General features: G+C 61.2%; 24 protein-coding genes. 14 read left to right on the forward strand and 10 right to left on the reverse strand.

Going from position 1 to position 23952, the window contains the following annotated elements; all coding sequences use genetic code 11:
- Positions 1-67: 67 nt before the first annotated feature.
- From earP to LG31_RS0101175, 4 genes are all read left to right on the forward strand, one after another.
- Complete coding sequence (gene earP, locus LG31_RS0101160) at positions 68-1276, forward strand: elongation factor P maturation arginine rhamnosyltransferase EarP (RefSeq protein WP_033112680.1); 1209 nt, start codon at positions 68-70, stop codon at positions 1274-1276.
- Positions 1277-1321: 45 nt separating this feature from the next.
- The gene (gene efp, locus LG31_RS0101165; RefSeq protein ID WP_005335100.1) at positions 1322-1888 is read left to right on the forward strand and encodes an elongation factor P; all 567 of its coding nucleotides are present in this window, start codon (positions 1322-1324) and stop codon (positions 1886-1888) included.
- 136 nt (positions 1889-2024) lie between these two features.
- Entirely contained in the window at positions 2025-2789 is a 765-nt protein-coding gene (locus LG31_RS0101170; RefSeq protein ID WP_033112681.1) for a DUF3530 family protein, read from the forward strand.
- A gap of 131 nt (positions 2790-2920) precedes the next feature.
- Positions 2921-3877, forward strand: coding sequence for a D-2-hydroxyacid dehydrogenase (locus LG31_RS0101175; protein ID WP_033112682.1), 957 nt, complete (start codon positions 2921-2923; stop codon positions 3875-3877).
- A 66-nt stretch (positions 3878-3943) separates the two neighbouring features.
- On the opposite strand, the gene LG31_RS0101180 is transcribed toward LG31_RS0101175, so the two are convergent.
- Complete coding sequence (locus LG31_RS0101180; protein ID WP_033112683.1) at positions 3944-4420, reverse strand: YMGG-like glycine zipper-containing protein; 477 nt, start codon at positions 4418-4420, stop codon at positions 3944-3946.
- A 268-nt stretch (positions 4421-4688) separates the two neighbouring features.
- Positions 4689-5630 (reverse strand): LysR family transcriptional regulator, encoded by a 942-nt coding sequence (locus LG31_RS0101185; RefSeq protein WP_033112684.1) that lies wholly within the window; start codon positions 5628-5630, stop codon positions 4689-4691.
- A 135-nt stretch (positions 5631-5765) separates the two neighbouring features.
- On the opposite strand from LG31_RS0101185, the gene LG31_RS0101190 reads away from it, so the two are divergent.
- From LG31_RS0101190 to LG31_RS0101205, 4 genes are all read left to right on the forward strand, one after another.
- Positions 5766-7568 carry an adenine deaminase gene (locus tag LG31_RS0101190; RefSeq protein ID WP_033112685.1) on the forward strand — a complete coding sequence of 601 codons (1803 nt, stop codon included), beginning with the start codon at positions 5766-5768 and terminating at the stop codon, positions 7566-7568.
- Positions 7569-7584: 16 nt separating this feature from the next.
- Positions 7585-8502, forward strand: coding sequence for a ribonucleoside hydrolase RihC (gene rihC / locus LG31_RS0101195; RefSeq protein ID WP_033112686.1), 918 nt, complete (start codon positions 7585-7587; stop codon positions 8500-8502).
- A 54-nt stretch (positions 8503-8556) separates the two neighbouring features.
- Entirely contained in the window at positions 8557-9918 is a 1362-nt protein-coding gene (dcuC, locus tag LG31_RS0101200; RefSeq protein WP_033112687.1) for a C4-dicarboxylate transporter DcuC, read from the forward strand.
- A gap of 184 nt (positions 9919-10102) precedes the next feature.
- Complete coding sequence (locus LG31_RS0101205; protein WP_033112688.1) at positions 10103-10705, forward strand: nitroreductase family protein; 603 nt, start codon at positions 10103-10105, stop codon at positions 10703-10705.
- 107 nt (positions 10706-10812) lie between these two features.
- Here the strand turns inward: LG31_RS0101205 and LG31_RS0101210 are convergent, their stop codons facing one another.
- Positions 10813-11463 carry an HAD-IA family hydrolase gene (locus tag LG31_RS0101210; RefSeq protein WP_033112751.1) on the reverse strand — a complete coding sequence of 217 codons (651 nt, stop codon included), beginning with the start codon at positions 11461-11463 and terminating at the stop codon, positions 10813-10815.
- 32 nt (positions 11464-11495) lie between these two features.
- Complete coding sequence (locus tag LG31_RS0101215; protein ID WP_033112689.1) at positions 11496-11741, reverse strand: hypothetical protein; 246 nt, start codon at positions 11739-11741, stop codon at positions 11496-11498.
- A gap of 115 nt (positions 11742-11856) precedes the next feature.
- Here LG31_RS0101215 and LG31_RS0101220 point away from each other — a divergent pair, with 115 nt between their 5' ends.
- Positions 11857-12765: a LysR family transcriptional regulator gene (locus tag LG31_RS0101220; protein WP_033112690.1), complete on the forward strand. Its 909-nt coding sequence runs from the start codon at positions 11857-11859 to the stop codon at positions 12763-12765.
- 87 nt (positions 12766-12852) lie between these two features.
- On the opposite strand, the gene LG31_RS0101225 is transcribed toward LG31_RS0101220, so the two are convergent.
- The 4 genes from LG31_RS0101225 to LG31_RS0101240 all read right to left on the reverse strand — a co-directional run bounded on the left by LG31_RS0101225 (position 12853) and on the right by LG31_RS0101240 (position 16633).
- Positions 12853-13791 carry a sensor domain-containing diguanylate cyclase gene (locus tag LG31_RS0101225; RefSeq protein ID WP_033112691.1) on the reverse strand — a complete coding sequence of 313 codons (939 nt, stop codon included), beginning with the start codon at positions 13789-13791 and terminating at the stop codon, positions 12853-12855.
- A gap of 197 nt (positions 13792-13988) precedes the next feature.
- Positions 13989-14639 (reverse strand): excalibur calcium-binding domain-containing protein, encoded by a 651-nt coding sequence (locus tag LG31_RS0101230; RefSeq protein ID WP_033112692.1) that lies wholly within the window; start codon positions 14637-14639, stop codon positions 13989-13991.
- 118 nt (positions 14640-14757) lie between these two features.
- Entirely contained in the window at positions 14758-15324 is a 567-nt protein-coding gene (locus LG31_RS0101235; RefSeq protein ID WP_033112693.1) for a cysteine hydrolase family protein, read from the reverse strand.
- Between the two features lie 145 nt (positions 15325-15469).
- On the reverse strand, positions 15470-16633 hold the full coding sequence (locus LG31_RS0101240) for an FAD-dependent oxidoreductase (protein WP_033112694.1): 1164 nt from the start codon (positions 16631-16633) through the stop codon (positions 15470-15472).
- 267 nt (positions 16634-16900) lie between these two features.
- On the opposite strand from LG31_RS0101240, the gene miaB reads away from it, so the two are divergent.
- The 5 genes from miaB (at position 16901) to lnt (ending at position 22568) form a co-directional block, all read left to right on the forward strand.
- On the forward strand, positions 16901-18334 hold the full coding sequence (gene miaB / locus LG31_RS0101245) for a tRNA (N6-isopentenyl adenosine(37)-C2)-methylthiotransferase MiaB (RefSeq protein WP_033112695.1): 1434 nt from the start codon (positions 16901-16903) through the stop codon (positions 18332-18334).
- Between the two features lie 54 nt (positions 18335-18388).
- Positions 18389-19438: a PhoH family protein gene (locus LG31_RS0101250; protein ID WP_033112696.1), complete on the forward strand. Its 1050-nt coding sequence runs from the start codon at positions 18389-18391 to the stop codon at positions 19436-19438.
- Positions 19435-19899, forward strand: a complete 465-nt coding sequence (ybeY, locus tag LG31_RS0101255; protein WP_033112697.1) for an rRNA maturation RNase YbeY — start codon at positions 19435-19437, stop codon at positions 19897-19899. The genes LG31_RS0101250 and ybeY overlap by 4 nt, the downstream gene beginning before the upstream one ends.
- A 99-nt stretch (positions 19900-19998) precedes the next feature.
- Entirely contained in the window at positions 19999-20883 is an 885-nt protein-coding gene (corC, locus tag LG31_RS0101260) for a CNNM family magnesium/cobalt transport protein CorC (protein WP_033112698.1), read from the forward strand.
- Between the two features lie 140 nt (positions 20884-21023).
- Positions 21024-22568 (forward strand): apolipoprotein N-acyltransferase, encoded by a 1545-nt coding sequence (gene lnt, locus LG31_RS0101265; RefSeq protein WP_033112699.1) that lies wholly within the window; start codon positions 21024-21026, stop codon positions 22566-22568.
- Positions 22569-22628: 60 nt separating this feature from the next.
- Here the strand turns inward: lnt and nqrE are convergent, their stop codons facing one another.
- Both nqrE and LG31_RS0101275 read right to left on the reverse strand, forming a co-directional pair.
- Positions 22629-23228 (reverse strand): NADH:ubiquinone reductase (Na(+)-transporting) subunit E, encoded by a 600-nt coding sequence (nqrE, locus tag LG31_RS0101270; protein WP_033112700.1) that lies wholly within the window; start codon positions 23226-23228, stop codon positions 22629-22631.
- 153 nt (positions 23229-23381) lie between these two features.
- Positions 23382-23825 carry a hypothetical protein gene (locus tag LG31_RS0101275; protein WP_238567458.1) on the reverse strand — a complete coding sequence of 148 codons (444 nt, stop codon included), beginning with the start codon at positions 23823-23825 and terminating at the stop codon, positions 23382-23384.
- Positions 23826-23952: the final 127 nt, after the last annotated feature.

A 23952-nucleotide genomic window follows, 5' to 3' on the forward strand; every position in this document is an offset into this window, starting at 1 on the left:
GGTTAGAAGCCAGTCAACCGGTGTGCTACCCTGCGCACCGGTTTTTTTGCATCTGGGATCCCGAGCCATGACCACTCACCTGCCCCCGTTTGACTGGGACATCTTCTGCTGCGTCGTCGACAACTTTGGCGACATCGGCGTCACCTGGCGACTCGCCCGCCAGCTAAAACGGGAAGGGAATATTGCGGCACATGGCGATGAGGTTCAGGTGCGGCTCTGGGTGGACGATCTGGCAAGCTTCGCCCGCATCTGCCCCGGGCTCGACCCGGCGCAGGATGGTCAGTGGGTCGATGGCATCTATATCCAGCACTGGCATGAGTCCCTGCCGACCGACATGACCCCGGCCAGAGTGGTGATCGAGGCCTTTGCCTGCGAACTGCCCGCCCCCTTCATTGCACAAATGGCCGAACTCATGGCGAGCCAACCCAGCCCCCCCTGCTGGATCAATCTGGAGTACCTCTCGGCGGAGAGCTGGGTCGACGATTGCCACGGCCTCGCCTCGCCACAACGGGTTGGCAGCAAAAGCCTCAACAAATTCTTCTTCTTCCCGGGCTTTACCGCTAAAACCGGCGGTCTCCTGTGCGAGCACGACCTCATCGCCGAACGGGAGCAGTGGCAGCAAGATGAAGCGGGACTGGCAGCCTACTGGGCCAGCCTCGGTTTGCCGCCCAGACAAGAGAACGAGCTGCGGGTCAGCCTCTTTACCTACGAGAGCGATGCGCTGCAAAGTCTGGTCGAGAGCTGGTGCCAGAGCACCACGCCCGTCACCCTGCTGCTGCCGATCGGGCGCTCGCTGCAGGATGTGCTGCGCGGCGCGAACCTTGAAGGGGCCATCACCACCGCCAAAGCGGGGGATCTGCTCCACTCGGGCAATCTCACCATCAAGCTGCTGCCGATGACCGATCAGGCCGGTTACGATCGACTGCTATGGAGCTGCGATCTCAATCTGGTGCGCGGAGAGGACTCCTTCGTGCGGGCCCAGTGGGCGGCTCGTCCTTTCCTCTGGCATATCTACCAACAGGAGGAGGAGGCCCATCTGGTCAAGCTGGAGCAGTTCCTCGACCACTATCTTACTAATCTGCCTGCCGATTGCGCCGAATGGCTGCGCCGCTTCAATCTGGCTCTCAACCGTGGTGAAGATTGCCGCGCACTCTGGGCCCAATGGCCCCGATATAGCGCGATTTGGCAGCAACATGGGCGACTCTGGTCACAGAAGCTGCTCCGGGATGGGGATCTCGTCACGAGGTTGGTGAAATTTCTGGAAAGCCGTATATAATCTGGCAGTTTTTATCCGTCCGTTTCACGAACAGGAATTTTTTACATGAAAACCGCTCAGGAAATCCGCGCTGGTAACGTAGTCATGATCGGCACCGAGCCGATGGTGGTCCAGAAGGCTGAATTCAACAAATCCGGCCGTAACTCCGCCGTGGTCAAAATGAAGCTGAAAGGCCTGCTGAACGGCAGCGCCACCGAGACTGTCTTCAAGGCCGACGACAAGCTGGACGTTGTTCAGCTGGAGCGTAAAGAGTGCACCTACTCCTACTTCTCCGACCCCCTGTATGTCTTTATGGACACCGAGTACAACCAGTACGACGTAGAGAAAGACAACCTGGGTGACGTGCTGAACTACCTGGTAGACGGCATGGAAGATCTGTGTGAAGTGACTTTCTACAACGAGAAAGCCATCTCCGTAGAACTGCCGACCACCATCGTGCGCGAAGTTGAGTACACCGAGCCGGCTGCCCGTGGCGACACCTCCGGTAAAGTGACCAAGCCTGCCCGTCTGAAAGGCACTACCTACGAACTGGCTGTTGCAGCTTTCGTAGAGATCGGTGACAAGATCGAAATCGATACCCGCACCGGTGAATTCAAGCGTCGCGTCAACTAATTGACCACGTTAAATTGATTGCAAAAAAGCGAGCCACCGGCTCGCTTTTTTATTGCCTGTTCGCGGCCATAACGCCGCCTCCCCCTTCAGAAAATCGCGCTGCCGCCGCTAACCCAGATAACCGGGGGAGCATACTATGGCCAGATTATCCTTATCACTGCTGTTATTGACCATGCTGGCTGGCCATGTCGCACAGGCGAGCGACGTTGCGCCGCCCATCACAGAGCCACTCCCCCTCGATCACTGGCAAGCAAGCGACTGGAAAGGGCAACCCGAAGCCACCCAGATCGACAAACAGACGGTGCTGTTTGCCAAGCACGACAGCGACAACTATGTGGGGCTCGCCATCCTGCTGCCCGACTGGCAGCGCAGCGGTCAGCTCTGGCAACTGACCCGCGCCCTCAGCCAACTGGGCTTTGATACCCTGCTGCTGCTCCCCTCTCCCCAACAGACCGAGCTCGACCCTGCCGCCGAGAAGAAAGCCAAGGAGAGCGACGCCTTTCGCAAGCAACTGGCCGAGCGGATCAGCAAACTGGCCGATGCCAAGCTGCAGGAGGGGGGCTTCAAGCTGATCCTGGCGCAAGGCACCGGCGCAGCCTGGACTGCCAACCTTATCGCCAGCGAACAGCTGCCCGCCCCCGATGCGCTGGTGCTGCTCGATGGCTTCTTCCCCGACCAGCAGAGCAACCAGATCCTCGCAAAAGAGATAGCGCAGGGCACCATCCCTACTCTGGATCTCTATCAGGAGGATGGCGGCCGCTGGCCGCTGCTGGCGGCCGAGGCACGTCAGGCCGAGAGCCGCCGCAGCCACAAGCTCAACTATCGCCCCTACGCCCTGATGGAACTGGGCGAAACCCCCACCCGCATTCAGGGGTGGCTCAACCATCTGGGTTGGCTCTGACCCGCGCCACAAAGCGCGCGCAACATCACATCTGCCGGAGAAAGCCCACCCGCCATGGCGCGGCATACTGGCTCTGATGGCGCCCTTTTTGGCATCATGACGGTTCAAACCCGAATATGGCAGGAAGGTACATGCAGCAGATTGTGTTTCTCGACAGCGATACCCTGGATGCGGGCATCACCCTGCATCACCCCGACTTTCCCCACCACTGGCAGAGCTATCCGCGTACCGCCCCGGAACAGGTGGTGGAGCGGCTCAAAGATGCCAGCATCGCCATCATCAACAAGGTGCGCATCGGCGCCGCCGAGCTCGCTCAACTGCCGGAGCTCAAACTCATCGCACTCGCCGCCACCGGCAGCGACAACGTGGATCTGGAGGCGTGCCGCGCCGCCAACGTCGGGGTGTGCAATATCCGCAACTACTCGGGCCCCTCGGTGCCGGAACACGCCATGGCGCTGATGCTGGCCCTGTCGCGCAACCTCTTCTGCTGGCGCCAGTCGCTGCTGGAGGGGCGCTGGCAACAGAGCGGCCAGTTCTGCTTCTTCGACCACAACATCATGGATCTGCACGGCAAGCAGCTTGGCATCATCGGCAAGGGCACCCTGGGTCAGGCACTCGGCGAGCGGGCCAGAGGAATGGGGATGACGGTGCGTTACGCCCAGAGTCAGGTCGGCGCCAGTCACGATGAGGATCGGCTGCCCCTCGACGAGCTGCTGCAGAGCTCGGACGTCATTAGCCTGCACTGCCCGCTCACCCCCTACACCCGCAACCTGATTGGCGAGCGGGAGCTGGGATTGATGAAACCGGGTGCCCTGCTGATCAACGTCGGCCGCGGTGGTCTGGTGGATGAGGAGGCGCTGCTGCGCGCGCTGGCCAACGGTAGCCTCGGCGGTGCCGGCTTCGATGTGGCGAGCGTCGAACCTCCGCCCCCCGACCATCCCTTGATGAAGGCGCTGCAATACCCCCACTTCATTCTGACCCCTCATGTGGCGTGGGCCAGCGAGGAGTCGATGCAGCGGCTGGCCGACCAGCTGATCGACAACATCAACGCCTTTGCCGCCGGTCGCCGCCAGCACCGGCTGGTCTGATCAAACATGCAAAACGGGGCCCACTGGCCCCGTTGTTTCATCCCTGCCATTCACGACAGATGGCGATCAATCGTCGTCATGCCATCTGTGTTTTTTGTGCTTCTTGTGCTTTTTGTGGTGCTTGTGATGGTGGTCATCATCATCGTAATAGCGATCCTGACTCTGGTGGCCATCACCGGTCTTGGCACCGATGGCCGAGCCACTCGCCCCGCCAACCCCGGCGCCAATCAGCTGGCCGGTATCGCCACCGACACTCTTGCCGATGGCGGCACCGCCCAGCGCCCCCACGGCACCACCGAGCGCCGCTTCATTCTTGTTGCCCTTGTTTGCCGTCGCCGCACCACCGGCTGCGCCGCCAATGGCCGCACCAACCAGCGCACCGGTATCGCCCCCCAGCTCCTTGCCGATCATGGTGCCCGCCACCCCGCCTGCGCCGCCACCGAGAATGGTATTGAGGGTCTCGGAGGCGTGCACGGTCGTGCAGCCAGCGAGCAAGGCGCCCAACAGGGCCAGTGCGCGAAGCGCGCGCGAATTCATCTCCATGGGTACTCCTGCCAAACCTGATTAATTCCACCGGCACTATACAAAGGGGCGGGTTAATCACCAGATGGGGGGCAATCGCCACTCATGCAGCTCAAGTCGCGCCGAATCAGGAATGCAGGCGAAGCCATCAATGCAACGAATTGAATCAGAAGGGGAAAAAGGTGAAACGTCAGGAGTGGAAGAGGGCTGCCAGGGGCAGTTGCTGCCATCTGCCCCCGTCAGGGTCAAGCGGCCATCGGACAGCTCCTGTCACCAGCCCTGCTGCCGCTTAGCGAGAGGAGGATGCGGCGTACTGCGCCATGATGACCTGACGCAGCAGCGCGCGCCCCTCATCGATGCGAGCTGAACGGGAAAGCCCCTTCGCCCACATCAGCGCCAGGGTGCGGCTCAGCACCGGTTCGCGCAACGCCACGACCTTGAGCTGGGGATCGCACTGGTTCGCGGCATAGAGCCCGGGCAGGATGGCAACCGCCAGCCCGGAGCGCACCAGGCCGTAGAGTGTCTCGACATAATCTGTGGTGTATCTGGGTTTGAGCCCGGGCAGCTGGCTCTGGGTCAGCCCGTTGACCTGTCGGCTGACGTTGCCTCTGGCAAAGAGGGCGATGTCGCGGCGGGTAAGCTCCTGCCAGCAGATGGTCTCTTCCTCTGCCAGCGGATCCTGCCGGTTAATCACCGCCACCAGCGCATCGTCCAGCAGCGGCGTCACCTCCAGCGAATCGGGCAACTCGCCATCCAGCACGCCAATCCCCGCATCCAGTGACCCCTCGGCCAGCGCCTGCAACAGACCGTCGTTGGTGTGATCCTGAAACTCGACCCGCAATCCCGGAAACTGCTGCTGCAGACGGGCGGCCGCCAGCGGAAACATCAGGGTGCAGGCAGACGGGATCAGACCGATGCGCAGGGTGCCATCGCCCCCTTCGACCATCACCTGCTGCATATCGGCAAAAGCGGCGTGGGCTACATTGAGCAACCCCTTGGCGTGGGGCAGGATCGCCTCCCCCTGTTCGGTCAGGGTGACCGCCTGCGCGGTGCGATGGAACAGTTTGCCGCCAAGCACAGATTCAATCTGGCGCAGGGCACTGCTCAGGGCGGGCTGGCTGATGGCCATCTGATTGGCCGTTTCGGTGAAGTGGCGCAGCTGGGCCAGAGTGACAAAATACTGGATCTGCTTGAGAGAGAGCGCAGGCAGACGGCGCCAGGGTTCGGACATGAAATCGACAACCGGAGAAAAACGTTTGCAGCAGCATAACCCTTTCTTATCCAGTTATAAATTCTTTGCGCTATGCACGAGCCAATCCCCTCCCTAAAGTGGGCCCATTATTCCCCTTGTCAGGCCATCTCCTTCATGTGTGAACAAGATGCATCCCTCAACCTGCGCCGCCGCGCCGTGCAGGCGGCCCTCGGCGAAGCCCCCTTCGATCTGCTGCTGACCAATGCCAACCTGATCGACATGGTGACCGGCGAGATCCGCCCCGTCGACGTGGGACTGGTCGGCACGCTGATCGCCAGCGTCCATCCGGTCGGTACCTTCCAGCAGGCACGCGAGACCCACGATCTGGCTGGCGCCTATCTCTCGCCCGGTCTTATCGACAGCCATGTCCATGTGGAGAGCTCCCACCTGACGCCGGAGCGCTACGCCGATGTGGTGGTCGCGCAGGGCACCACCACCATCTTCTGGGATCCCCACGAGCTGGCCAATGTGCTGGGACTGGCGGGGGTGCGCTACGCCATCGACGCCAGCCGCAATCTGCCGCTGCGGGTCATCTGCGCCGCCCCCTCCAGCGTCCCCTCGACGCCGGGTCTCGAGATGTCTGGCGCCGACTTCCACGGCCCCGAGATGGCCACCATGCTGGAGTGGCCGGAGGTGGCGGGGATCGCCGAGGTGATGGACATGCAGGGGGTGCTCGGCGGCAGCGAGCGGATGACCGGCATCCTATACGCCGGTTTGCAGCGCAACGCCCTGATTGAGGGACACGCCCGGGGCCTCAGTGGTCACCGGCTGCAAGCCTATCTGGCGGCCGGGGTCAGCTCGGATCACGAACTCACCTCGGCGGCCGATGCGCTGGAGAAGCTGCGGGCCGGGCTCACCCTGCAGCTGCGCGGCTCCCACCCCTACCTGCTGCCGGAGATCGTCACGGCGCTGAAACAGCTGCCCCACCTCTCCTCCCAAATCACCCTCTGTACCGACGATGTGCCGCCCGACATGCTGCTGGAGAAGGGGGGCATGATTGCGCTGGTCAAACTGCTGGCAGAGCTGGGGCTGGCGGTGCCCGACGTGCTGCGGATGGCCACCCTCAACGCCGCCATCCGCCTGCAGCGCAACGATCTGGGGCTGGTCGCTGCCGGCCGCTGCGCCGATCTGGTGGTATTCGACAACCTCACCGATCTCAACCCGCTCTGGGTCTACAGCGGCGGCCAGCGGGTCGCCCGCCATGGCGCCATTCTCACCCCCTCCGAGCCTGTCGCTGGCTGCCAGGCGCCGCGCGACACCATGCAGATCCCCCTGCGCACCCTTGAGGACTTTGTCATTCGGGTGCCCGGGCTGACTGCGGGACGGGCCCGCTTCAAGACCATCAAGGGGGCTCGCTTCACCCAGTGGAGTGAAACCGAAGTGGAGGTCAAAGAGGGTCAAGTGATTGTGCCGGCGGGATTTAGCCTCATCTCGGTGCAACACCGTCACGGCCGCCATCAGGCGGGCACCCGGCTGGCGCTGCTGGAAGGGTGGGGCGAGCTGCAAGGGGCCATCGCTACCAGCTACTCCCACGACTCCCACAATCTGGTGGTGCTGGGGCGCGACCCGCAAGAGATGATGCTGGCCGCCAACACCCTGATCGCCAGCGGGGGCGGCATGGCCGTCGTCCAGCAGGGTAAGGTACTGGCCCACGTTGCCATGCCCATCGCGGGCATGCTCTCCGACCTGCCTGCCAGCGAGCTGGCGGCCAGTTTCCACGCCCTGCGCGAAGTGAGCGGCAAGGTGGTGGAGTGGGAGCCCCCCTACCGGGTATTCAAGGCCATCGAGGGGACCTGTCTTGCCTGCAATGCGGGGCCCCATCTGACCGATCTCGGCCTCACCGATGGCCTGACCCGCGAGATTGTCGACCCCTTCATCTGCTGCTGGCCCCACGCCGATGCCCGCCAAGCCGATTAACCCCGAGGAGAACAGCATGAACCCTGTCGCCATTATTCTGGATACCGACCCCGGCATCGACGATGCCGTTGCCATCGCCGCCGCCCTGTTTCATCCCGGGATCGAGCTGGCGCTCATCACCACGGTCGCCGGCAACGTCGATGTCAGCAAGACCACCCGCAGCGCCCTGCGCCTGCTGCACTTTTTCGGCAAAGAGGTGCCGGTGGCACAGGGGGCCAGCCAGCCCCTCGTGCGCCCCCTCGACGATGCCAGCCACATCCACGGCCACTCCGGCCTCGATGGCTACGAGTTCGCCGAGCCCGGGCAACAGCCGCTGCCGATGCATGCCGTCGAAGCCATGAAGATCACCCTGCTCGCCAGCGAACAGCCCATGACGCTGGTGCCCATCGGGCCGCTGACCAATATAGCCCTGCTGCTCACCCTGCACCCCGAGTGTCGGGAGAAGATCGCGCGGATCGTGCTGATGGGGGGCTCGGCCGGTCGGGGCAACCACACCCCCAATGCCGAGTTCAATATCTACGTGGATCCGGAGGCAGCCCACATCGTCTTCAGCAGCGGCCTGCCCATCGTGATGTGCGGGCTCGATGTCACCAGCCGGGCCACCCTGACCGGCGAGATGATTGCAGCGCTGCCCGCCCTCAACCGCACTGGCGCCATGCTCCACGCCCTGTTCGGCCACTATCGCGGCGGCAGCATGCAGACCGGGCTCAAGATGCACGATCTCTGCGCCATCGCCTATCTGGTGCTCCCCGACCTCTTTATCACCCGGGCCTGCCATGTGGCCATCGAGACCCGGGGTGAACACACCCTGGGCACCACCTCGGTGGATATCAACAACCGGCTCAAGCGAGCGCCCAACGCCGAGGTGTGTCTCGATATCGACGTGCCCGGATTCAGGGCCTGGTGCATGGAAACCCTTGCCCGCGCCATCTGATCCCGAACCGCCAGCTCGCTGGCCCATTCACATCAAGAAGAGAGTGTTGGAAACATGCTGGAAATAATTGTCAGCACCCTGATCCTGGTCATCTGTGGTTATCTCATCGCCAAAAACTACGATGCCAAGATAGTGCTGTTTGGCGCCGGGCTGCTGCTGATGTTTGCGGCCGTCGGACTGGGTCACCCGCTGCTGCCTGAAGCCGAGAGTAGCGGCCTCAGCTGGCTTGACCCCTTCGTCCAGATCAAGCAGATCTTCATCAGCCAGATGGGCAATGTCGGCCTCACCATCATGGTGCTGTTCGGCTTCTCCAGCTACATGAGCCACATCGGCGCCAACGACGTGACCGTTATGCTGCTGACCCGCCCCTTGAGCCGCATCCGCTCCCCCTACCTGCTGGTGCCTGTGATTTTCCTCCTGGGCAACCTGCTCTCCTTGGTGGTGCCGAGCGCTGCCAGTCTGGCGGTGTTGCTGATGGCGACCCTCTATCCGGTACTGAAGGCGTCGAACATGTCCTCCCTAACCGCCGGGGCCGTCATCGCTACCACTGCCACCATCATGCCCAGCCCGCTGGGGGCCGATAACGTGCTGGCTGCCCAGAAGCTGGGGATCCCGCTGGTGGAGTACATCGTCTCCTACCACGCCCCCATCTCGCTGCCGACGCTGGCGTTGATGGCGGTGGTGCACTACTTCTGGCAAAAGGCGATGGACAAGCGCCAGCAGGCGCGCGGCGGACTGGAGGAAAAAAAGGAGTCGCTCGCCGTGCCGACCGGGCTGCCGCCCGCCTACTACGGCCTCTTCCCGGTACTGCCGCTGGTGCTGGTGCTGCTGTTCGGCATCTGCTTCACCCACATCTCCCTCGGGCTGGTGGAGATCACCTTCGTCTGTCTGCTGCTCACCATAGGGGTGGAGCTGCTGCGCAAAGGCAATATCAAGGAGACCAGTAAAGAGTTCGCCATCTTCTTTACCGGCATGGGCACGGGGCTCGCTCAGGTGGTCTCGCTCATCGTGGCGGCCAGCATGCTGGTGGAGGGGCTCAAAGCCATCGGCATCATAGATACCCTGGTGGACAGCGTGAAACACATCGATGGCGTCGGCTCCATCCTGATGTTCTTCTTCTCCGGCACGGCGGCGCTGATCGGCTTTATCAGCGGCAGCGGGCTGGCGGTCTTCTACTCCTTTATCAACATCATTCCCGAGATCACCGAGAAGGTCGGGGTCAACAGCGTGTCAGTGGCCCTGCCGATGCAACTCACCGCCAACCTGATCCGCTCCATGTCGCCGGTCGCCGCAGTGATCATCGTCATCGCCTCGATCACCGGCAGCAACCCCATCGAGATCATCAAGCGCACCTCGGTGCCCATCATCTCGGGCATCATCTGCTGCATAACCCTCTCCTACCTGCTGTTCAGCTAAACCAGCTCCGTCTGCAGGCGATCAAGCCGGTCGCCTGCAGACGGTTTTTTACCCCCGGTTGAAAGTGAACCCACTGCATGTAAGCGCCCGGAAGATAATCGGGTGGTATAGTCTATAGCTTGAACAACAGGGGATGGCTGGCCACAAGGCTGGCGCCCGGTGACTATCAAGCAAAGGAGATGTTATGAGCAGTCCGTTTATCGAACAGATCAAAGCACGTCGTACCATCTATGCCCTGGGCGACCAGGTCTCCCACACGCCGGAGCAGCTGGCGGCCCTGATCCAGGATGCCATCAGACACAGCCCCTCCTCCTTCAACTCCCAGAGCTCCCGCGCCGTCATCCTGTTTGGCGCCCAGCACCACAAGCTGTGGGATATCGTCAAAGCAGAGCTGAAAAAGATCGTGCCACCGGAGGCCTACGCCCAGAGTGAGGCCAAGGTGGATGGCAGCTTCCGCGCAGGCTTCGGTACCGTGCTGTTCTTTGAGGACACCGACGTCATCAAGGATCTGCAGCAAAAATTCGCCCTCTATGCCGACAACTTCCCCATCTGGTCGGAACATGCCACCGGCATCGCCCAGTTTGCGGCCTGGACAACGCTGGCGCAGGAGAAGATCGGCGCCTCCCTGCAGCACTACAATCCGCTGATCGACGAGGCGGTACGCAAGGAGTGGAACCTGCCCGCCAGCTGGCAGCTGCGCGCCCAGATGCCCTTTGGCAGCATCAAGCAACCGGCCGGCGACAAGACCTTTATCGACGACGCCACCCGTTTCCGCGTTTTCAAATAACCGTTGAGAAAGCAAAACGCCCCCGCAGTTCGGGGGCGTTTTTATTGCAACATAGAGTGCGGATGGCTCATAGCGCATATGCAGCCACAACCCCTTATCTCCATCGCTCAGGCGGGCAGCGTCACCAGCAGGGAGTCACCTTCCCCCAACTCCACCTTCACCTCGCACCAGTCGCGGATCACCGCCACCACCGCCGGATTGAGCGGCGCATCGCCTCCTACCTGCACCACAGTGCAACCTGCACGCAGGGCACTCTCGATACCGGCTGGGGCATCCTCGAACACCAGACAACAATCGGGCAAGACACCAAGCCGTTCAGCCCCCAGAAGATAGGGCTCGGGAGCGGGCTTGCCATTGATCACAGCTTCAGCCCCCACCAGCAGGTTGGGCAGCGGCAAACCGGCACAACGCAGGCGGTGACGGGCAACCCGCTCACTGGCGGAGGTCACGATGGCCCAATGCTGTGGCGGCAAACAGTGCAGCAACTCGCCAGCCCCAGCGATGGCGTCGCCGCCGGTATGCAGCATCTCCAGCTCGTCGAGCCGCGCCGCTTCCCGCTCCACATCCAGTTGCGGGGCCAGCGCGCGGATCACCTCACGTGAGCGCATACCGTGGCACATAGCCAACACCGGCTCAGGGGCAAGCTGATGATGCTGACACCAGAGCCGCCACACCTTCTCCACATCACCGGTCGAGCAGACCAGAGTGCCATCCATATCGAGCAACAGGGCGGATACCGACAGGGTGAGCGTGTTCATGCCAGCACTCATACAGGCATTCATACAGGCTCTCATACAGACACCCCGGCCAGCTCGGGCAGAGAGCCAGAGAGCGCATCGGCAAAGGCCTGCTGCTGGGCGGCACGCTCATAACAGGCGAGCGCCTGCTCGGCACTGCCAGCCCACACTTGCAAGGGGCCGACCACAAAACCCTGTTGCAGCAGGCTGACGAGCAACTCCCCCGTTTCAGGTGCGGCCAGCGGCTGGGCCAGCACCAGGGTGCCTTTCATCAAAAAGAGATAGCGTTGGGTAGACATGATATGACTCCTTGTTCCAGACCGGAGGGGACTCGGCTCCCCTTTCAGCGCCATTAGAACAGGGCATTTAGATAATTTATAATGAGCAAATGGCCACTTTCGATAACCAAACAGAATGAAATTCGACCTTAAACAACTGCAGGCGTTCGTGATGCTGGCAGAGACCGCCAACTACCGGGAAGCGGCCAATCGCCTCTTCATTACCCAGCCCGCCCTCACCAAGCAGATCCAGGGATTGGAGCAGACCTTCGGCAGCACCCTGTTCAATCGCGGTCGTCACGGCGCCGAACTCACGGCCGTCGGCGCCCAGCTGTTGACCCAGGCGAGTGCGCTGGTCGAGCACGGGCGGGAGTTTGAAAGCCATGCGCTGGCGGTGGCGAGCGGGGTAGCCGGTCGGCTCAAGATTGGCTTTGGTCTGTCGAGTTTTGCGCTGGCCCCCTCGCTGGTCGCCCGCTTCAAACAGCAGGTGCCCGATGTGATGGTGCATCTGCAGGACATGCCCTCCGCCATCCAGCAGGAGCAGCTGCTCTCCGGTCAGCTCCAGCTTGGCTTTATGCGCCGCCCGCAGCTGCCGCAGTTGCGCGAACACAGGTTGCTTATTGATCGGCTGGTGCTGGCGGTACCAACCCGGATGACCCAGCCTGATCCGGCATCGTTCGATGTCCAGCAGGCATTGACCAGCCAGCCGCTGCTGCAGATGGTGGGCCATCGCTGCCCCGGCCTCAGCCAGCAGATCGCCAGCTTTCTCGGCGCCAACCGGCTGACCGGGATGATCCAGGAGGCCGAAGATATCCAGACTCTGGTAGCGCTGGTCGCCGCCGGTATCGGCAACGCCATCCTGCCGCGCAGCGTCAGCTTTATCGCCGGCCCTGACGTCACCCTCTATCCTCTCTCTGGCCCCAATTCCGAGTGGGAGGTCAGTCTGGTATGGAATCCCCTGTTTGCCGATCCCATCCGCGACAGCTTCGTCAAGCTGGTGATCGCCGCGCACCCCACGCCAATCTCGGCCACGCCCGAGCGCTGATGGCAGCGGCTATGGGTTGTTCAATACCCAGCCAAAACAATGCGCCCCCAGAAGGGGGCGCATTAACAACAAAAGCTGCGGTCAGGCTCAACAGTTGGTGCAATAACTACGGTTTTTACCCGCCCCCTTGGCGCTATAGAGCGCCGCATCAGCGGCTGCCAGCAACGCCACTTCCCCCTCCAGTGGTTGCTCTGCCGTGTAGGTGGCAATGCCAATACTGGCGCTGAGTTGAATATTATCCGCCACCACGATGTCGAGATCGTGGATGGCCTGGCGGATCTCCTCGCCAATCCGTTGCGCAGCCTCTCTGTTGGTATTACCGAGGATCAGAGCAAACTCGTCACCGCCAAAGCGGCAGGGCAGATCGGCCGGGCGCTGGCAAAAGGATTGCAACAGATGGCCCACCAGCTGGAGGGAACCATCACCCATCTGATGGCCAAGATGATCATTGCAGGCTTTGAAGTTATCGAGGTCAATCATGATGAGCGAGAGAGGAGTCTTGTCGCGAACACTCCGGCGCCACTCGTTGTTCAGGAAACTGTTGAACAGTCTGCGGTTTGCCAGCCCGGTCAGCGCATCATGGAGGGAGAGGCTTTCCACCTCCAGCTCCAGCAATTTCCGTTCAGTAATATTGGAATGGGTGATGACATAAAACTCGGCATCTATCCCTTTGACCGGAACAATGCGCATCATGAACCAGCGCTGGGTATCCGGGCTGTGGCAGGGATATTCCAGATAGAAGCTCTCCTGCTGACGCAGCAAGACCCGTCGCAACCCCTCAATAGCGCTCAGCGCCGAAGGTTCAGCAGAGCCATCGCAAGCGCTTAAATAATTGACGCCACGCCAGTTATACCCCTTTGCCATGCCATTTTGCTCGGCGAATCGATTCCAGGCGAGGTTGGTATAATGGATCACCCCGTTGCCGTCTATTACTGCAAACTGGTCATCCAGTGAATCTAGCAATGCAACCAGGTCCTGAACTCGCTCGGCAAAGCGACGCATCCCCCCAGGCATGTTATCGATCATGGTGGCCATCCTGTGGCAAAAGTGGCGCCTCGCCACCTATTAACAATCAAGTCAGCAGGTAGAGTAAAGCACCCAATTCTCACTTAGCCAAATGAGACCAAATGTCACCATGTCACACCATCCGGCAAGGTTTCAGGCCAGCTCCTAAACCGGATAAAAAAAGAACAAATCATCCATTTTTTATTTAGAAATAGTATTTAATTCTCGCACCACTGATTTTCACAGGGGATGCCATCTCCCTCTCCATCCATTTTGGTATTAGGGCAGTTTTGCAAAAACCAGGTCGCCTCCTCACAAGAGGTCATCTGGGAGCAATATTGGCGACCATCGCACTGATAGCTGCGGGTTGGCAGCGATGCAGTCGTGTCGGCAGACGAACCCATACGGCTCTCACCACTGCTGACAGGAGTGGCAGGCGCGGGAATCCCCAACTCGGCCGAGAAGCGGGAATAGCTGAAAAGGCACAGTGCCACCAAAAGCAGGGGAACAAACGTGCTGCGCCAGCGGCTACGGCGCTGATAAACAGGGCGCGGACGACGATACGTACTGGCAGGAGTATACGAACGGCCTTGGCTTGAAGCCGACTCCGAGCGCGAAGATCTATGGCTCGCCGCCAGCGACAGCGGACGATCAGGGAAGAACACCTGCTCGGCGCGGGGTTTGCCATCTTTACCGCTCCCCATCAGATAGGAGACCCGCTCTCCCGCCATCGGGCTCAAACCATCTGTTTGCAGTGCCGTGATGTGCACGAACAGCTCGGCACCTTTCTGCGCCCCCTCTTGCTCGGGCACGATAAAACCAAAGCCGCGCGCCTCGTTCCAACGCACGATCCGTCCCTGATAACGCATGTCCTCATCCTTGTGGCCACAGGCAATCTTTCCATGTTGCCCAAAACAGCTGCGGCCCAACAGAGGGCCGCAGACAAAATGTCAAAACAGCGAGCAAGCGCAGCCTGCTGCCAAAGGGTCAGTCGAGCTGGGACACCTTGATGACCTCGGCGATACGGCTCAGCATCCGCAGCGAGGTGTGGTGCTCGGTGGCATCCGCCGCCGCGCAGGCATCCTCCAGAATGGTGATGGCGTAATCGCGATCGTGACCATCTCGCGCTGCCGACTGAATGGCCCAGCTGGTGCTTACGCCGCACAGATAGAGGTGGTCGATATGGTTGGCACGCAGGGCGGGTTCCAGCGCAGTACCATAGAATGGGCTAACTCTGGGCTTGGCCAGCACCAGATCACCGGGCTGCACATCGAGCTCTGCATGAAAATCGGTGCCGCTGTCGCAAAGAGAGAGGGCGCCAAGCTGATGGGCCCGGCCAAACATGGGGGAACCCTTGGGTTGCAGTTGATAACGACTGTCGAAACCGACCTTGATCAGCACCACCAGCCAATCGTGGGCGCGGGCATAAGCCATCGCCTCATTGGCATGCGCGATGGCGTTCTGCTCCATCACATGGTCGGCCGTGGTCGCAATGCGACCGTCAGGATGGGCGATGTCGTTGATAAAATCGATCACCAGTAGTGCCTTGTTCATCCCTTCTCTCCCAAATCGTGGTTGATAGCCGACCCGTTATACTCGCTTTTTCGCGCCTGCACAGCCCATCCAGCCAACCTTGCAGATATGAACAGCGCAGGCAACCCAACCAGAGCGGCAATTGGCCTTCTGCATCCTCCCCCGCTTACACCAATCCAAGCGCGTAGCGCAGGGCCATCTCCTTCAAGGGGCCAGCCTTGTCAGCCAGATTGAGGGCCAGATTGCGAGCCAGCTTGAGGGGGCCAATCTCGTTGCTGAACACCCCGTAGAAGAGATCCATTCCCGACTGCATCAGCAGGTTGTCGGGGCGACGACGGCGCTGGTAGCGCTCGGCCAGCGCCAGCTGATGCCAGTCGGCGCCAGCCCCTTGCAGCAGATCAGCCCAGCAGGCCACATCCTTGAAGCCGAGGTTGACCCCCTGCCCCGCCAGCGGGTTGATGGTGTGGGCGGCATCGCCGAGCAGCACCACCCGACCAGCGTGGTAGTTGTTGGCGTGGCGGCGCACCAGCGGGAAGCTCCCCTTGCCGGTGACGGTGAAGCCGCCGAGGCGGCTCGGGAAGTGGCGGCGCACCTCGGCAGCCAACCCTTCGTTACTCATGGCGGCAAGCGCCCTGATACGGGCCGGGCTGTCATACCACACCAGGGAGCCATGCTGGCCGGGCAGTGGCAGGAAGGCGCGCGGGCCGCTCGGGGTGAACTGCTGCCAGGTGATATCTTCCTGCGGGAAGTCGGTATCGATATTGATCAGCATGCAGTGCTGGCGGTACTCGAAACGCGATACCCCGATGCCTGCCAGCTTGCGGGTATGGGATTCTGCGCCATCACAGGCCAGCACCCAGCGGGCCGCCAGCTCGGTGCCGTCGTCCAGAGTCAGCACAGCTTCATCCGCACTCTGGCGCAGGCTGGTCACTGCCGCCGGGGTGTGGGTCTGGATATTGGGGAAATCCTCCATCCGCTTGAGCAGGGCGAGCTGCACCAGCCGGTTCTCGATGATGTAACCGAGCTGAGGCAAGCCGAGGTCGGCGGCGTTGAAGCGGGTGGCAAAGCCATCCAGCTCCCAGGTCTCCAGTCGGCGATAGGGGCAGAGCCGCATCTGCTGCAGATGGTGCCAGGCGCCAGCCTGCTCCAGCAGCGCCACCGAAGCCTGACTGATGGCGGAGACCCGCAGATCCAGCGGCTGCTCCGGCGCGTATTGCTCCGGCAGTTGGGTTTCGATGACCCGTACCGAGAGGCCCTGGGCCGCCAGCAGACAGGCGGTAGCCGCCCCCACCATGCCGGCGCCGACGATGGCGATATCACACTGTTCCATAACTTTATTCCTGCAAAAGGGGCGCCCCGCTCATGGGTGGCCGGGGCCAAACCGAATGGCGCCATGATACCGCAAGGGGGCGGGATAAACAGTGAAGGGGGTGGAGAATTGCTGCGTCAAATCAAGGGGAAAGCCGATTTTTCCCAGCACGCGGCGCCCCCGCTGGCAAAGGGGCCGGACTGGATATTCGCTAGGCAGTCTCACGATTGCGGAGTAAAATGCCCGGTCCTTTGACCATGCCAAATTCAAAACCAGTCAAGAGTAGCAATGAGCAAGAAACTTCACATTAAAACCTGGGGCTGCCAGATGAACGAGTACGACTCGTCCAAGATGGCCGACCTGCTGGATGCCAGCAATGGCTACACGCTTACCGAGGAGCCGGAAGAGGCAGATGTGCTGCTGCTCAACACCTGTTCCATCCGCGAAAAGGCGCAGGAGAAGGTGTTCCACCAGCTGGGCCGCTGGAAAAAGCTCAAGGCAAACAAGCCCGGTCTGGTGATCGGTGTCGGTGGCTGCGTGGCCTCCCAGGAGGGCGATGCCATTCGCCAACGTGCTCCTTATGTCGATATCGTGTTCGGCCCGCAGACCCTGCACCGCCTGCCCACCATGATCAAACAGGTTCAGGAGGGACGTGGCGCCCAGGTGGACGTCAGCTTCCCCGAGATCGAGAAGTTTGACCGCCTGCCCGAACCGCGTGCCGAAGGGGCAACCGCCTTCGTCTCCATCATGGAAGGGTGCTCCAAATACTGTACTTACTGCGTGGTGCCCTATACCCGCGGTGAAGAGGTGAGCCGACCGCTGGACGACGTGCTCTATGAAATCGCCCAGCTCGCCCAGCAAGGGGTACGCGAAGTGAACCTGCTCGGTCAGAACGTCAACGCCTACCGTGGCCCGACCCATGACGACGGCATCTGTACCTTCGCCGAGCTGCTGCGTCTGGTGGCCGCCATCGACGGCATCGACCGTATCCGCTACACCACCAGCCACCCCATCGAGTTCACCGACGACATCATCGAGGTCTACAAGGACACCCCGGAAGTGGTCAGCTTCCTGCACCTGCCGGTGCAGAGCGGCTCCGACCGTATCCTGACCATGATGAAGCGCCCGCACACCATTCTGGAGTACAAATCCAAACTCCGTCGTCTGCGCGCTGCCCGTCCCGACATCACCATCAGTTCCGACTTCATCGTTGGCTTCCCGAACGAAACCGATGAGGATTTCGAGGCGACCATGAAGCTGATCGAGGATGTGGGCTTTGACATGAGCTTCAGCTTCATCTTCAGTCCGCGCCCCGGTACGCCGGCCGCCGACATGCCCGACGATGTCGACATGGAAGTGAAGAAAGCCCGTCTGGCCCGCCTGCAGCACGTCATCAACAATCAGGCGATGCAGATTGGTCGCTCCATGCTGGGCACCACCCAACGCATCCTGGTGGAAGGGCCCTCCAAGCTCGACCCGATGCAGCTGTGCGGCCGCACCGAGAACAACCGGGTGGTCAACTTCGAGGGAGCCCATACCCTGATCGGCGGCTTTGCCGACGTGGAGATCACCGAAGTGCTGCCCAACTCTCTGCGCGGCAAATTCATCCGCGGCGAGAGCGAGATGAACCTGCGCATCGCCACCGCCCCGAGCGACATTCTGGCCCGTCGTCCCGACAACGTGCCGGACGAGCTGGGCGTGGCCGCCTTCACTCCCCATTAATCTCCCCCTCCCCATCCGCCCGGCGGATGGGGAGCGCCCTGATACGAGGATATTGTGAGCCGACACCTCTCGACCCTGAACCTGCATCTCGAACCCGCCGACAACCAGCGTCTTGCCAGTCTCTGCGGCCCCTTCGATGACAACATCAAGCAGCTGGAGCGCCGCCTCGGCATCGAGATCAGCTACCGTGACAACCACTTCCAGCTGCTGGGCAAGCAGGCCCAGGTGGATGCCGCCGCCGTCATCATCAAGCACCTCTATGTAGAAACCCAGCCCCTCAAGGGTGGCAAGGTAACCGACATCACTCCCGACATGGTTCATCTGGCCATTCTGGAGTCGCGGGTGCTGGAGCAGGATGACGAACCGGCCCCCTCCATCCCTTATGGCAAGGAGGTGACGGTCAAGACCAAGCGTGGTCTCATCAAACCGCGCAGTCCCAATCAGGCCCAATACATCGCCAATATCGTGCGCCACGACATCTGCTTCGGCATAGGCCCGGCCGGTACCGGCAAGACCTATCTGGCGGTGGCGGCGGCTGTGGATGCGCTGGAGCGTCAGGAGATCCGCCGCATTCTGCTGACCCGTCCGGCAGTGGAAGCGGGCGAGAAGCTCGGCTTCCTGCCCGGCGATCTCTCCCAGAAGGTCGACCCTTACCTGCGCCCGCTCTACGACGCCCTGTTCGAGATGCTGGGTTTTGAGCGAGTCGAGAAGCTGATGGAGCGCAACATCATCGAGGTGGCGCCGCTCGCCTATATGCGCGGTCGAACCCTCAACGAGGCCTTCATCATCCTCGATGAGGCCCAGAACACCACCACCGAACAGATGAAGATGTTCCTGACCCGGATCGGCTTCAACTCCAAGGCGGTGGTGACCGGCGACATCACCCAGATCGACCTGCCGCGCAATGCCAAATCCGGCCTGCGCCACGCGCTGGAAGTGCTGCAGGGCGTTGATGGTCTGTCGTTCAACTTCTTCCAGTCTACCGACGTGGTACGCCACCCGGTGGTGGCCCGCATCGTGCAGGCCTATGAGGCATTCGACGCCAAGCAGGCAGCCGAGAAGGTGGCCGGCCAAGCAAACACCAGCAAAGAGAGCGAGCAATGAGCGTAACCCTGGATCTGCAACTGGCCAGTGCCAGCACCGACGGTCTGCCAAGCGAGGCCCAACTGCAGGGCTGGCTCGACGGCACCATTCTCGGCTTCCAGCAGGAGGCAGAAGTGACGGTGCGCATCGTCGACGAGGCGGAGAGCAACGAGCTCAACCTCACCTATCGCGGCAAGGACAAGCCCACCAACGTGCTCTCCTTCCCGTTCGAGGCGCCACCCGGTCTGGAGCTGCCGCTGCTGGGCGATCTGGTGATCTGCCGTCAGGTAGTGGAGCACGAGGCACAGGAGCAGGGCAAACCCCTCATGGCCCACTGGGCCCACATGGTTGTGCACGGCAGTCTGCATCTGCTAGGTTATGACCATATCGAGGATGAGGAAGCCGAAGAGATGGAAGCGCTTGAGCGCGACATTATGCAGGAGCTGGGCTTTGCCGACCCTTATCAGAGCGACGAAGAGTAATGTGCAGCATGGCAGTTCATCGGCTTGAAACAGATGGCTGCCATCCTCATATAGCTGAAGTGAAATCCCCGTATATTCAATGAGTAACCAAGAGAAAAAATGACCGACGATCACCCTAGTACCGGCTCGCCGAAGAAAACCTGGCTCGACAAGCTCAGCCAACTCTTCCAGGGCGAGCCAAAAGACCGCAATGATTTGGTAGAAGTGATAGCCGATGCCGAAGAGCGTGACCTTATCGATCAGGACACCAAGGACATGATCGAAGGGGTGCTGGAGATCGCCGATCTCCGGGTACGCGATATCATGATCCCCCGCTCCCAGATGGTCACCATCGAGAAGTCCCAGCCGATCGACGAGATCCTGCCGGTGATCATCGAATCGGGTCACTCCCGCTTCCCGGTGATCAACGAGGACAAGGACCATGTCGAGGGCATTCTGCTCGCCAAGGATCTGCTTCCCTTCGGTTTCGGTGGCCACCATGCCAGCGAACCGTTGCAGCTCGAGAAGATCCTGCGCCCCACGGTGATCGTCCCCGAGAGCAAGCGCGTTGATCGCCTGCTCAAGGAGTTTCGCGAAGAGCGCTACCACATGGCCATCGTGGTCGACGAGTTTGGTGGCGTCTCCGGTCTGGTGACCATTGAAGACATACTGGAACTTATCGTTGGCGAGATCGACGACGAGTTTGACGACATCGAGGATGAGCCGGACGAGATCCGCCGCCTTAGCAAGCGGGTCTTCTCCATCAGCGCCCTGACCGAGATCGAGGATTTCAACGACTTCTTCGGCACCAAGTTCAGCGATGAAGAGGTGGATACGGTGGGTGGTCTGGTAATGCACGCCTTCAGCCACCTGCCCAAGAAGGGTGAGGAGATTGAGCTGGACGGCTACCTGTTCAAGGTGATGCACGCCGACAAGCGCCGCCTGCAGCAGTTGCAGGTGAAGATCCCCGAGAACCACGCCGTGGCGCAATCTGAACCCCAGTAAGCCGCCTGAACGCATTGAACAACGCCCCGACCTCGGGGCGTTGTGCTATCTGGACGGCACGAGGCTCGCCGTTGGCAACCGTACAGGGTAAGATACCGGCCATTCGACCCAGTTGCAGACCAAGACGAGCACCATCGCCCGTGAGATTATCTCCTGTTACTTCAAAAATTCTGTTAAGCCTCAGTGCGTTGGCCTCTGGTGCCATCGCCGTGCTGGCCTTCTCCCCCTTCGGCTACTGGCCGCTGGTTATTCCTTCCCTGCTCGGCCTCTACGCCCTGCTGGATAAGGCCAGTCCCAAACAGGCGGCCTGGCGCGGCTTTGGCTACGCCATGGGGCTGTTCTTGCCGGGTCTGTGGTGGATCCACGTCAGCATGACCGAGTTTGGCGGCATCCCGCTGCCGGTCGCCTTCGTGCTGCTGGCCGGGCTCTCCGCCTATCTGGCGCTCTATCCGACGCTGGCCTGCTGGCTCTTTGCCCGCTTCTTCAGCGGTCGTCACTGGAGCCGCTGGCTGCTCGCCTTCCCGGCGCTCTGGCTGCTGGCCGACTGGCTGCGCGGCTGGGTGATGACCGGCTTCCCCTGGCTCTGGTTTGGCTACACCCAGATCGACGGCCCGCTCAAGGGATTTGCCCCCATTCTCGGGGTACAGGGCATCACCTTGGCACTGCTTTTTTCCGCCTCCGCCATCTGGCTGGTGTGGAAATCCCGCTCCCCGCTCTGGCTGGCAGTGCCCGCCCTGCTGGCTGCCGGCGCTCACGGCCTGATGCAGCTCAACTGGGTAACCCGTGGCGAACCGGTCAAGGTGGCGCTGGTGCAAGGCAATATCGCCCAGTCCCTCAAGTGGGATCCGGAAGCGCTGGCCCCCACGGTACGCACCTATCAGGATTTGAGCCGCGACAATCAGGATGCCGACATCATCGTCTGGCCTGAATCGGCGATCCCTGCCCTCGAGAAGACCATGGGCCCTTATCTGGAGAATCTGGACAAGGCGATGAAGGTGAACGAGACCGGCCTGCTGGCAGGGATCATCCACTACGACGAGGATAAGCAACGCTTCTACAACACCGTGCTCGGCATGGGGGTACAGGATGCGGATGGCAAGGAGTCCTACTTCTACGGCCACCCCAACCGCTACAACAAGTACCACCTGCTGCCCATCGGCGAGTTCGTGCCGTTTGAAGATCTGCTGCGCCCTATCGCCCCCTTCTTCAACCTGCCGATGTCCTCCTTCAGCCGGGGTGAGGAGGTGCAGCCCAACCTGATCGCCAAGGGGCTCAAGTTTGCCGCCGCCATCTGCTACGAGATCATCTTCCCGGAAGAGGTGCGCCGCAACGTCAACCCGGATACCGACTTCCTGCTGACCGTCTCCAACGATGCCTGGTTCGGCACCAGCATCGGCCCCTGGCAACACATGGAGATCGCCCGGATGCGCGCGCTGGAGCTGGCTCGTCCGCTGCTGCGCGACACCAACACCGGCATCACTATCGTTACCGAGATCGATGGCAGCATCATCGGCCAGATCCCGCAGTTCGAAGCGGGTGTGCTGCGCAGCGAAGTGCGCCCGGCCCACGGTGCTACCCCCTATATGCGCTTTGGCAACTGGCCCCTCTACGGTCTGACCGTCCTGCTGCTGGGTCTGGCACTGGCGCTGCGCCCCAAGGCGCACCCCTGGGCCCGCGAGCTTTGAGCCATCCGCTCTGAATAACAAAGGAGGCGCCCATAGGCGCCTCTTTTTTGTCTTGCAGCGTCAAAACGACATGCCGGAAAAGGACATAAAGCCGAGCGACATCAGCCCGGCCACGATGAAGGTGATGCCAATCCCCCGCAAGCCCTCCGGCACATCCGAATACTTCATCTTCTGCCGCAATCCGGCGATGGCGACGATGGCCAGCAACCAGCCAAGCCCGGAGCCCGCGCCATACACCACCGACTCGATGAAGTCGTAGTCCCGCTGCGCCATAAACATCACCCCGCCGAAGATGGCGCAGTGCACCGTCAACAGCGGCAGATAGATGCCAAGGGCGTGATAGAGCGCCGGAAAGTGCTTGTCGAGCACCATCTCCATCACCTGCACCAGCGCCGCCAGCACCCCGACATAGACGATGAAATCGAGAAAGCTCAGATCAAACTCCCCGAAAAAGGTGCTCCCGGGGCGCAGGATATGGCGGTAGATGAGATTGCTCAGGGGGGTGGCAATCACCATCACCACCAACACCGTCATGCCAAGGCCAAAGGCGGTGTTGATGTTCTTGGATACGGCCAGAAAAGTGCACATGCCAAGAAAGAAGGCGAGTGCCAAATTTTCCACAAAAATCGATTGGATAAAGAGGTTTACGTAATATTCCATCGGATCTGCTCACAGGTATGCGGGATAGACCCCTCTTTGTGCTCGCCAGCTGACAGGCACGAAACAAGGGGGCAACAGGGCCCTTAACCGAAAAGCAGAATCTGCCGGAATCGAGTCAGTCAGCCAGAGCAGAGACCGCAACCGGACGGGCGCTTAGCAAGCAGCCGCGGCCGAGTCGCTGTGGCAGAAACGATATTGCAGGTGGTGGCAAAGCAGCAGCCGTCGGTGCAGATAACCGAAATAGCCGGACAACTGCCTGACATAGACGAGCGGAAGGAAAAACAGCAGGCCGCAGAGCAGGCCCAGGATCTCGTGCTGGAACCAGGCCAGCACCATCTGGTAGAGCTCAGGATGAGGGGCACCATCCAGTCGCCGCCCCTGCTCGAAGCCAAGCCGCCACTGGGTTGCGGGCGGCAAGCTGACACTGTTGGCCAAGCCCTGATCGGAGGGTTCATGCAGTTGCAGGGCAACCCTCTGCCCAACGGTCTCCTGACGGGGAGCTGCAACAACCTCTGCCGCAGCAGAGGCGGCAAGCCACAAGAGGCAGGCAATGGCGAGGGCCATCGCCCGGGTCGAGAGTCGGCCAAAGAGCGGCAAGGGATCAGTCCCGTTCAGAAGAGAGAATATAAAACAGTGCGAATATATCACGATTCATCTCTTTATTGAATTTTTCACCATGCCAAGCGGTAACTTGCGATACTTAAAATCACCCCTCTCATGAAAC

Source organism: Aeromonas lacus (assembly GCF_000764665.1).
Taxonomy (GTDB): Bacteria; Pseudomonadota; Gammaproteobacteria; order Enterobacterales; family Aeromonadaceae; genus Aeromonas; species Aeromonas lacus.